This window comes from uncultured Roseobacter sp. (assembly GCF_947495025.1).
Taxonomy (GTDB): domain Bacteria; phylum Pseudomonadota; class Alphaproteobacteria; order Rhodobacterales; family Rhodobacteraceae; genus Roseobacter.
This window is the reverse complement of sequence record NZ_CANLXG010000003.1, coordinates 328113-337775: the sequence shown is the minus strand read 5'-3', so window position 1 is coordinate 337775 and position 9663 is coordinate 328113. Positions and strand designations below refer to the sequence as shown.

Genomic DNA, 9663 nt, shown 5'->3' with positions numbered 1-9663 from the left:
TTCGTTTTTCCTTTACGCGGCGTCGAGCTTGGCGCGAATACTTGGGTAGGAATACGGCGTGTCTTGTTCGCCGCCATGCTGAGCGGTCATCTCGTCAACAAACCTCTGCCAGTGCTCGCGGGATGCCGGGAAAATTGATGCGGTCAATTTAAAGACTTCGACTAGCACATCCGAGGTGCCAGATGCGTAAGAAATTTGGCTGTTGCCTAGGATCGCGTCTAACAAACTGCGGATGTCGTCGGCGCTAAAATGCGATGCCAACGGGATAACAACAGATTGTCCTAGTTTTTCGGCCTCACGATAACTCCCGACGGCAGAATAAATTTCAATCCCAAACGAAACAAATTGTTTGCTAGGGTTGTCCGAGAGCAGCTGAATTCGTTCTTCGGTCCCGTAACTCGTAAACTTTGCGAGCAGTGAATCAACAAGTTCGGGCACTTCAAACGCGTCAAAGACGAGGTGTTCTTTTAGGTCGTCAATTGGGCACTCTTCTATGAGGCGGACCAAACGCAGCTTGACTGGTTCGCTGAGCCAAGACCAAAGCTGTGGTTCAGCCCCTAGGAAGGTGCAGATGTTTAGCAGTCTTTCATCTGCGACTCCGTCAAAGAACTGTCCGACAAAAGGTCTGGCGATTTCTTCGAATATGGGCGTCTTTCGTGCGGCGACTTCGCTCAACGTCCAAGCCAACTGCCGCTTCTTTCTAAGGAGTTCGTCTTCACCTTCAAGAAAAGGCGCTTTCAAGAGAACCTTGATTAGGTTGGCGACCAAAGCATCCTTCGAACGGTTTAGGTATTTGGCAAAAACGAATGTTCTGATGCCATCTTGGGTCGATGGGAAGGACGGACTTAGAACGTCTGCTTTGAAACGATTTAGTGCACTCTTGCCTTGCAGTGGTGCGTGTATGAGTAAGCATTGCAGTGCGTGCACAAGATGCGATCTGACTAGATCTGGAGACGGCTGGAAAAGTTCGTCCTCCGTAATAAAGGCTGGATGCGCGCACATGTGTCGATCGTCTTGAATTCGTTTGAGAGTCTCGTGTTCATGCGGCGTTACTAGTTGCAATTCGTCTTTTGCCGTTTCGAGCAACTCGCGCTCTAAGGATTGCATTTGAACAATGTTCTTGTGCTCAATAGCGTTATCGATCTTTGCAACAAATGTTGTGGACGCGGCGTCTCCTTGCGCCGCCAACTCCCGTGCTTTTGAAAAAACATCATGCACTACTGCAATCCACGCCGACATAATTGCAGATCTTAGGGCGCCACCACGGTACGCTGTTATGGCCTCTTCGATCAGCCGCCGAGACTCTTGATCGCGCACGGAAAGCGCAAGAACGTCAATGTCAGTTACTGCCTGGTTCGACATGTCCCTCACTCCACCACAAAGCGCAGTTTTGTGGCGTCCTTGCCCTTGCAGCGATCGTTCAGGAACGCCTCGAACCGCTTGCGCAGGTCTTCGGGTGTCGCGGGCGATCCACCCTGAAGCAGGGCCTGCCGGATGTCGCTACCCGAAACGACGACCTTGTCGAGGCCGGAAAGCGCCTCTTGCACAGCGCTGATAAACTCGGGCGTGACCGGATCAGGCAACGACTTGCTGTCGACAAAGCTGGTGACGATCTTGCGCGAGCCTTCCTTGAGCAGTTCGAAGTTCGACTGGATGATTGGATCCTCGAGGTTGTCTCGAAGCGTCTGCACCCATCCGTCCAGCAGCTGATCGAGCTCATCATCGAGCTGCTTGAGCACATTGGCGGCGGGCAACATATCGCCTTGCTCGTTCGCTGGGCGGAAGCTGCAGTGCGGACAAACCGGGCTGGCCGCGAGTTCGGAGTCGATCAGCGAGGCGCAGCTCTTCAACTTGTCGAGCTTCTCCTCGAAGGTGGTGAGCTGACTTGTCGGCATCAGCGAAATATTCGCTAAAACCCGCATGGCGACGAGACGGGAGTCCTTGCGCAGCGCGGTTTTTGTCTTGTCCTCAGACACCCCGAGCCGTGCCTTGCTGTGCAGGCTGACATACGCCGCCACATAGTCCTTTTTGAGCTTTGCGAGCGTCTGCCGGTGCTCGGATCCGTTTTGTCCAGTGCGGCTTTCCGACAATGCGTCGAGAACCTGTTTGCGCGTATCCTGGGCCTGCTTCACCCATGCGTGGTCAGACGGTAGCACCATCTCGGCTTGACCAAGGTAGCTTGCCGTGTTCCCGAGCTCACCGATCAGGCTGATGAGCCCCTCGACGGAGTTCAGAACGTCGAGGTTTTTCTTCTGGGCTGCGATGTCGTCAGACCCAATGCGCAGGTTCTTGAGCTTGCCGACCGTGTTGTAGGGCGACATTTTTTCTGAGAATGCCTTGAGCTCGTCGAGCTTCAATCTCCAGTCGCTGATTTCTTCGTCGCGCAGGAGAGGCTGACCCCAGAAGCTCAGCCGGTTCGCCATATCGGTGGATGCCGCAAGCACGCGTTTGGTGAGTTTGCTGACCTCCTCCTGAAGCGCCTTGACCGGCTCGTCCGAACCTTGCGTGGCCTGCTGCGCTAGACCAGGCGGCAACTCCAGCATCTCGAACAGTGACCGAAGCACTGCAACGTTGATTTCCTTCGGCGCTTCAATGTGCTTGAACTGCTTCAAATCATCGAGGGGACGGCCAGCGAGCAGCCCGATCTTGCCGGAGTCAATCTTGTCCCCGGTAATCGCCAGGACGATGTCACCGGAATAGACCAATGAACCGAGCACTGTAACTAGGAGGTCAGTCTCGAGCCGGTATTTGTCAGGGCTGAAATATTCGATATCCGCATTGCCAACGAGCAACTCACTGCGATTGAGCACTTGCCCATGACCTTTGGCCTTCAGACGCCCGAGAACCTCTTGCGCGTATCGAGATTGAACTGGGTCGATACGATCACCATCGAGCATTTCGAGGCCATCCAGGACGATCACAGCATCTTTCGTACGGCTGCTGCCGGTCAAAGCACGAAGCGCGTTGCCAATGAGCTGCTTTCGATTGGACTCCGTCACCAGCGCCGAGAACGTTGGGTATTCAGGCGAAACATCTGCGAAGCGGCTGCTCAGCGCGATCCCCGCGATCACGTTGACGACATCGCGGAAGTTGATGCGCTCGTCAGGCCCCAAGCGAGCCTTGTCCCTGAGCGAAATGCCCTTTGTCCAATCCCGAAGTGTCTTGGACTTGCCCTGGAAGGTGACCTCGAATGCCTCCAGCTGTCTTTCCTGCAGCCATTTGCTCATTTCGCGCAGCGTGTCGCGGACCCGATCAAGATAAACGCCCTTGGCACCGCCACTAGCCGTAGATGCGAGCTCCTGCGCGGCCGCATAGAAGCTCAGCAATCGCTTGATCGTTTCGTCAGGCGATTTCAGGCGGAAGAACACTTCGTCGGGCTTTTGTTCGTCACGGAAACGCGGGGGATCGAAAGGCTGAATGAAGTACAAATAGAAATCGCGCTCAGGTTGAGCGGTCGGCCGGTCATTTGGTGCGCCGAAAAACAGATAGCCAATACGTTCAACGCGGCGTTCCTGCCACTCGATCTGGTACTGCCAAATCTGGTGACCCGTCACGTAGCTGGACTCGTCCGTGCGCTCCATGAGCTGGCGAATGGCGCCGTAGTAAGCGCGATCGAGCGCATCCTCGGAGAGGGCCTCGGCCCGCTTCTCGATTTGCGCGTCGTAGTCGACGTCTTTCTTCAGGTCGAGATAATATTGCTCGGTGTCTGGCGCTTTGGAGATGAACTGACCATTTACCGTCTTGAGGGTCTCTCGAAGCGTGGTCTGGACTGCTGTGAGTAGATCGTCGGACGGGTCGCCACCCATGTCTTCAATACCCGGCTGAAACAGGCACAGCGTGTCGCGCAATTCCTCAGCCGTCGGTCCGACGGGAACATAGATGTCCCCACCCGTCGTCAGACGATGGACTGAAAGACCATCAATGATGCGAAGCGCCATCGGCTTATATGCAGGACGAGTGAATGCCTTGGAGACCCTCTCCGCAAGCACTTCTGAAACTTTGAGAACTGGCCCGATATTCGGATCTGAGCGCAGAACGGAGTTTGTTGCGACAGTGTCCCAAAACTTGTCGAAGCCGATTAAACCAGGCCGATCTGAAGGAACTTCATCGTCGAGGATTGCCTGGATCTGATCACGCAAGGTCACCAAGGCGCCTCGTTTCTCGGTGAACACGAGGCGCTCAAACGTACCGATGTAGTCTGGGTGTACTGGGAACAAACGCACATACTCGTCCATCCGCTCATTCATTGAACCATAGAATTTCGAGAATGGCGCAAGGTAGGCGCGGATCTTGTCCTGCTGGTCCGCGGACTTCTTCAAGAGGCGTTCCGCGACAACGAAACTGACATCTTGTCTTGCCAGCAAAACCTGAGTGAAACGGTCCTTAACCCTCCGCAGGCTATCCGCCACATGTTGGAAGCGGCTGCTATCGAAGATCGCTTCCTGAACGCCTGCAACGAAACGGAACCGGAGATGTTTGGTAACCTCTCCGATCTCGCGGAGGAAGGACAAGTCGAGTACCAGTTCGTGGTCTTTGCGCGATCGCAGGTATTCGAGAAACTCATCGACGACGAGGAGAACACCTTGATCCGGGTGAACCTCCGCAAAGGCCGACATCATCTCCTCGAACGCAGCCTTGTTATTGATGACCTGATCGGCAGGCGGGAACGTGTAGTTCACACCGTGCTTTTCCAGGAAGACTTCAAGCTGTTGGGTGATGATATCGCGCAATGACATCTGACTCGAAATCTCGATCCGATGTACCTTGAAACGACCTGCAATTGTTTTTGCAGCTTCAGCCACTTTGGGGTGCTGGATCATCGGCAAATAGGCATCGTCCTCAGCGACGAGTGACAACACCGACATCAAGTGCGACTTACCAGTGCCATAGTTTCCGACTACCAAGACGCCTTTGTGGTCCACCGCCTCATCGAAGGAGAGCTGCGGGATCATGAGCTTGGCGATGCGTTCGGCCATGTCATCCGAGATGACATAGGTGGACACAAGCTTCTTGGCTTCGTCAGGACGATCTGCATCGAGAAGCTGAATAACCGATTCAATGGGCTCAAACTGAATGAGATCGCCGTAACGCATTGCCATCTCGATATTTCCTTTCAATTAACTCTGAACGGAACCACGCCATCACAGCTGTAGTCCTGATATTCTGGATGTCCTGTCATTGCATACGACAGCCTGTTGTCTGTGAGCGTCCCCGGCCAAGCCGCAACAACGCGTCGCGCCTGAGAGTGCCGCCGGAGCAAATCGAGCGGACTTAGCTTCAGCTCCTGATCGAACAGGAGTTCGAGATTGTCCATGAGGAGAAGTCCCTCCCGCGAGAACTCATCCGCCAACCCTTTCAGAAGGTCGGCTGCTTGAAGGTGTCTCCGGGGACGCGGGATTGTGAGCAGTTCACGTCCGAGGGCGGCTCCGATGTTGAGGATGTGCAGCTTTCGACGTCCAGCAAGTTGGCGTAGCAAGTCGCTTTTCCCGGAATTTGGTGCGCCGATCAGCAGCAATAGCTTGCTGTTCACCACGGCAAGATCGTCGACAACGCGTTCAAGTGCCCCGATCATCCGCTTAGGCCTCCGCTCACAGGTGCCGAGACGCTCAGTGTTGAGTGCCCGATTTCGGGGGCGTTCATAAGGACAATCTGTTGGTCTTGCGGGCGCCTCGCTGCGGGATCTGTATCTAATCCCAAGCGCCTCAGCGCGTAATAGAGCAACGCGCGCCGCACCTTGATCTTCGCGCTGCCGCCACGCATCCCGTAATCAAGGGCAATCACCTTAGCCTGCGTTTCTGACAGTTCGGGATGGGGTGCGACTTCAAGCACGACTTCCGAATTCCAGTCAAGATCATCATCGGCCGAGGCCTCGCTCGCGCGCGATCCACGAATCTCGATCATCCGGGAGAGAAGAAAATCCTTGAAACACCCGTCGGTTAGGCAGAACGCGCGGGCGTGCCAACGAAATCCGTCGAAGGCAATTGCATGAGGTGCAATCCACCGCCATCGCGGATCCGGACTGGAAAGCGACTGGTATCGGATCTCTATCTGTTCGGACCGCCTGATCGCTCCCACAACGGAACGAAGAGTCACCGGATCAACTCCACGGACCGGCGTGGGCGCAGAGGCGAAGGACGGAAGATTGGCGATCCAAGAGTCTTCACGGTCAAGAATATTTTCGGCCACGGACCGCAGCTGAGCTAGATAGCGGCTCGCATCAGGCTCCAGGAATTGTGGTTGGAAATCATTGCCTCGCACGTAAGTCCGCGCACTCTTGTCGTAGATCATGTTTTCAGAGGCGAAGCCGATATAGCGGTTCAGGTCGGCGGACGCTTGGTTGACCGAAAGTCCAAACTGATCCATCAAATCGCTCCGGTTCACATGCCCCTCCCAGAAAAGACGAAACTCAATAAATTCGAGCCTTTGCTCGACTCCCCATCGAAGTCCCGTTTTTTCGTTCTTCAAGATGGCCTCCCAGCAATAAATGCGTACGAAAACTATGCGCGCACAATTTTTGGTCTGGCGCCACGCTAGCTTTGCAGCTGCTCAATTACAAGGCCGTTTTTGGTGTTTTTCAGGTGTTTAGAACATCACAGGGTTGTAGGGTTGGTGGTCTATTCGGAAGCATTGCTTGCGCAAGTCTACACATGGCGTCAGTGGGTTTTGAAGCGCGAGTGGCAGTATTGCGGATCGGCAGCTTTGCTAACCTCCCTGCAATACTGAAATCGTCTTTATTTAGGTCCGCCCAACATCCCTGACCGTGGCGGTCAACCTTAGTCCACCCCCAAAATCAGCCACCAATTTCCCCTGTCTCGCGGGCGATCCATTCCTCGCGCGACAAATTGGCGTCTGATTTTGGCGCAGACATTTTCTTCGCAAATGTGGCCGATTGACAGCCCCGTTCAGGGCCGTGGGTCGGGCTTTGCCCTCTCCCACTCTGTTCCGCCGAATACATGCGTATTCGGTCAGATCAGATGGCCGAGGCGCAGCCCATCGGCGGAAGGGGGCGCGAAGCCTCACCCGCGTCACTTTGATCGAGGAGGCCACAAATGGCACCGAAGTTTGATGTTTATGCCCATGTCACCGACAGCATTATTGCAGAGATCGAGGCAGGCACGCCGCCTTGGCGCAAGCCGTGGACAGGGAGCGCGTCGGGCATTGCCCTGCCGACCCGACACAATGGCGAGGAGTATCGCGGGATTAATATCCTGATGCTCTGGGTCATGGCAGCAAAGCATGGCTATGTGTCCAGCCGCTGGATGACCTACAAACAGGCGCAGGAGCTGGGCGGCCAAGTCCGCAAAGGCGAAACGTCGTCGACCGTGGTCAAATACGGGACGTTCACCCGAGAGAACGAGCTGGGCATCGAGGAAGAGTTGCCCTATGCGCGCGCATACCGCGTCTTCAATGCCGATCAGATCGAAGGTTTGCCGGAGGAGTACTACATCCGACCCGAGGCCCCGCGCGATCTTGGGACGGCGGAAGATCCTGAGCTTGAGGCGTTTTTCAGCCGGACAGGGGCGGAGATCCTCACCAGCGATGATCCCCGTGCTTACTACAGCCCTGCCAAAGACCACATTCACATGCCGCCAATTGCCACGTTTCATGATGCGACAGGCTACTATGGGACGTTGGCCCACGAGGTGATCCACTGGACCGGTAGCGAAAAGCGGCTTGAGCGGATCAAGAAATTTGCGAACCGAGAGGCCTATGCCTTTGAAGAGCTGGTGGCGGAAATCGGCGCTTGCTTCCTTGGTGCTCAGATTGGCGTCGCGCCTGAGTTCGGTCAAAGCGCTGCTTATGTCGAAGGGTGGCTGAAAGCGCTCAAAGAGGACAAGCGGGCTATTTTTCGCGCGGCGTCCGAGGCGCAGAAGGCAGCCGATTTTGTCCTAGCAGCCGCAGGTCAATGGAAAGCGGCCGCAGCATGAGCGGCCCCGCAATCCTGCCCCCGATGACGTGCCGCAGATGCGGCGCGTCAAACCCAGTGATCTTTCTCGCGCCGGTCATCGTGAAAGGCAGTTGTTCGTGCATTTGCTTGGACTGCGCAGAGGCGCGCAAATGGCTGGATCAGGACGGTAACTTGAAAGCCGGTGTTGAGCTTTGAGCACCTGCGCCCCGCCTCACGTGGCGGGGCGCAGGCATTTTTGATCGGGATGATAAATTGTGGCCCGTGCTGCTGCGCACGGGCCTCTCTGAGAAACGGACTGTGCGGAGGATCGACTGGCTTTCAGCCCGCTCACCTCCTTCAGGCTTCTTTCAATTGATTGGTCCGCCCAACATCCCTGTCACGTCCCGTCAATGGGCAAGCGCCGCGCGGGCGCGTCGTCAAAGCCTGCAACCCGTGTCCTCGCGCGAAGGCGCGCTGCGGGCCGCACCAGTTGCTGGCTTTGACCCATTGACTGGACGCTCCTGGGCCGTGGGTCGGGCTGTGCCCCCACCCACTCTGTTCCGCCGAATACATGCGTATTCGGTCAGATCAGATTGGCCGGTGTGCAGCCCATCGGCGGAAGGGGGCGCAAGCCCCAACCGCAGCACCCAAGAGGAGGCCACAAATGGCTCACAAATATCAGCCCCCGAAATTCTGGACCTGCGACTGTGATCGCGCGACCGGCGGTCACATCATCGACGGGCTTTATAGCACCTGCGTCTATTGCGGGAAGCATCGGCACGAGCTGAAGGAAATCGTTGTTCCGTCGGGTTTGGGCGGCGTGCTCTACGTCGAGATCCTCAGCGTCGAGGATGATTGCGCCAAGGTGAAGGTGGTCAAAAGCTCGAACGGCTTTGACGCGCTGCCGCCCTTCACGGTGCCGTTCAAAGACATCGCTCCGCGTTGGAAGCACAAGGCGGGAGAAATCCAATGATCCCTGACTATCACAGTGATGATTTTGCGACAGCGCGTCTGGAAGATACCGTCAGCTTGCGAAGCGCCGCCCGTGAGGCCCGCGCCACGCTTTACGCGGTGTTGAACCGGCTGGAGCTGAACGATCTGGAGGGTGAGGAGCAGCCCTATATCGACGATTGTCTTGGGGCTCTCGCAATCCTTGAGGAGGCGTTGCGATGACCTTGGAAGAGATCAAAACAGCAGTGGACGCGGGCAACCGCGTTCACTGGGTCAATAGCGGGTATGTGGTGACGCGTGATGACCTCGGGCAATACCTCATCACATTCACGCGGAACGGGTCGGCTATCGGCTTGACCAGTCGGGATGGCACCCGCCTGAACGGCGAGCCTGACGAATTTTTCGTCGGTGAAAGCGCCAAGGTTTGCGATGAAATACTCTGACATCAGGCAGGCGGCCCGAGAGGGTCGCGCCAGTGTGCACCTACATGGGTTTTGCAATCTGCCCGACGGCGGTCAGGAGTATTGTGATGATCCGGAACTGATTGATGGCTGGGCGATCTATGTCCGAGTTGAGACTCCGGACGACCCGCAACAGCCCTTTGATCTGCAAGAGCTGCCCGATCATCAAACCTATGCCAGCGCTGAACGCGCGGCCCGCGCAATAGCGCTGCAATTGCTTGGCGATGCTGAGGTATGGAACCACGATTAGTGGTGCCATGCCTTGCGCATGTAGCCGTGCTTTGCCCGGCGTTCGCAGCCTATGGCTGCTCCAAACGGAATACAGGCAGTTGATGCAATATTATAATATTGAATCAATTATGT

The 9663-nt window shown here is 56.0% G+C and carries 8 protein-coding genes and 1 pseudogene; 5 read left to right on the top strand and 4 right to left on the bottom strand.

What is annotated here, in order from left to right; translation table 11 throughout:
- Positions 1-12: 12 nt before the first annotated feature.
- The 4 genes from Q0792_RS15840 to Q0792_RS15825 are packed head-to-tail and all read right to left on the bottom strand — an operon-like array spanning position 13 to position 6465.
- Positions 13-1362, bottom strand: a complete 1350-nt coding sequence (locus Q0792_RS15840; protein WP_298842914.1) for a hypothetical protein — start codon at positions 1360-1362, stop codon at positions 13-15.
- Between the two features lie 5 nt (positions 1363-1367).
- Positions 1368-5099, bottom strand: a complete 3732-nt coding sequence (locus Q0792_RS15835; RefSeq protein WP_298842911.1) for a DUF6079 family protein — start codon at positions 5097-5099, stop codon at positions 1368-1370.
- A 14-nt stretch (positions 5100-5113) separates the two neighbouring features.
- On the bottom strand, positions 5114-5572 hold the full coding sequence (gene brxF / locus Q0792_RS15830; RefSeq protein WP_298842908.1) for a BREX-3 system P-loop-containing protein BrxF: 459 nt from the start codon (positions 5570-5572) through the stop codon (positions 5114-5116).
- Positions 5569-6465, bottom strand: a complete 897-nt coding sequence (locus Q0792_RS15825) for a WYL domain-containing protein (protein WP_298842906.1) — start codon at positions 6463-6465, stop codon at positions 5569-5571. Before Q0792_RS15825 ends, brxF begins: the two co-directional genes overlap by 4 nt.
- 584 nt (positions 6466-7049) lie before the next feature.
- Here Q0792_RS15825 and Q0792_RS15820 point away from each other — a divergent pair.
- The 5 genes and pseudogenes from Q0792_RS15820 (at position 7050) to Q0792_RS15800 (ending at position 9550) form a co-directional block, all read left to right on the top strand.
- Entirely contained in the window at positions 7050-7928 is an 879-nt protein-coding gene (locus Q0792_RS15820; RefSeq protein ID WP_298842903.1) for a zincin-like metallopeptidase domain-containing protein, read from the top strand.
- A 624-nt stretch (positions 7929-8552) separates the two neighbouring features.
- The gene (locus tag Q0792_RS15815) at positions 8553-8861 is read left to right on the top strand and encodes a hypothetical protein (RefSeq protein ID WP_298842898.1); all 309 of its coding nucleotides are present in this window, start codon (positions 8553-8555) and stop codon (positions 8859-8861) included.
- Complete coding sequence (locus tag Q0792_RS15810) at positions 8858-9061, top strand: hypothetical protein (protein ID WP_054463963.1); 204 nt, start codon at positions 8858-8860, stop codon at positions 9059-9061. The genes Q0792_RS15815 and Q0792_RS15810 overlap by 4 nt, the downstream gene beginning before the upstream one ends.
- Positions 9058-9246 (top strand): annotated as a pseudogene (locus Q0792_RS15805) (hypothetical protein); the annotation flags it as partial. The gene Q0792_RS15810 and the pseudogene Q0792_RS15805, both read left to right, overlap by 4 nt.
- Positions 9247-9268: 22 nt before the next feature.
- Positions 9269-9550 (top strand): hypothetical protein, encoded by a 282-nt coding sequence (locus Q0792_RS15800; protein WP_298842891.1) that lies wholly within the window; start codon positions 9269-9271, stop codon positions 9548-9550.
- Positions 9551-9663 lie beyond the last annotated feature (113 nt).

What these genes read in the sequence shown, in the direction of transcription:
- Q0792_RS15810 (WP_054463963.1), top strand. Translation starts at nt 8,858, where the DNA reads ATGATCCCTGACTATCACAGTGATGATTTTGCGACAGCGCGTCTGGAA.
- Q0792_RS15815 (WP_298842898.1), top strand. Translation starts at nt 8,553, where the DNA reads ATGGCTCACAAATATCAGCCCCCGAAATTCTGGACCTGCGACTGTGAT.
- Q0792_RS15820 (WP_298842903.1), top strand. Translation starts at nt 7,050, where the DNA reads ATGGCACCGAAGTTTGATGTTTATGCCCATGTCACCGACAGCATTATT.
- brxF (WP_298842908.1), bottom strand. Translation starts at nt 5,572, where the DNA reads ATGATCGGGGCACTTGAACGCGTTGTCGACGATCTTGCCGTGGTGAAC.
- Q0792_RS15800 (WP_298842891.1), top strand. Translation starts at nt 9,269, where the DNA reads ATGAAATACTCTGACATCAGGCAGGCGGCCCGAGAGGGTCGCGCCAGT.
- Q0792_RS15835 (WP_298842911.1), bottom strand. Translation starts at nt 5,099, where the DNA reads ATGGCAATGCGTTACGGCGATCTCATTCAGTTTGAGCCCATTGAATCG.
- Q0792_RS15840 (WP_298842914.1), bottom strand. Translation starts at nt 1,362, where the DNA reads ATGTCGAACCAGGCAGTAACTGACATTGACGTTCTTGCGCTTTCCGTG.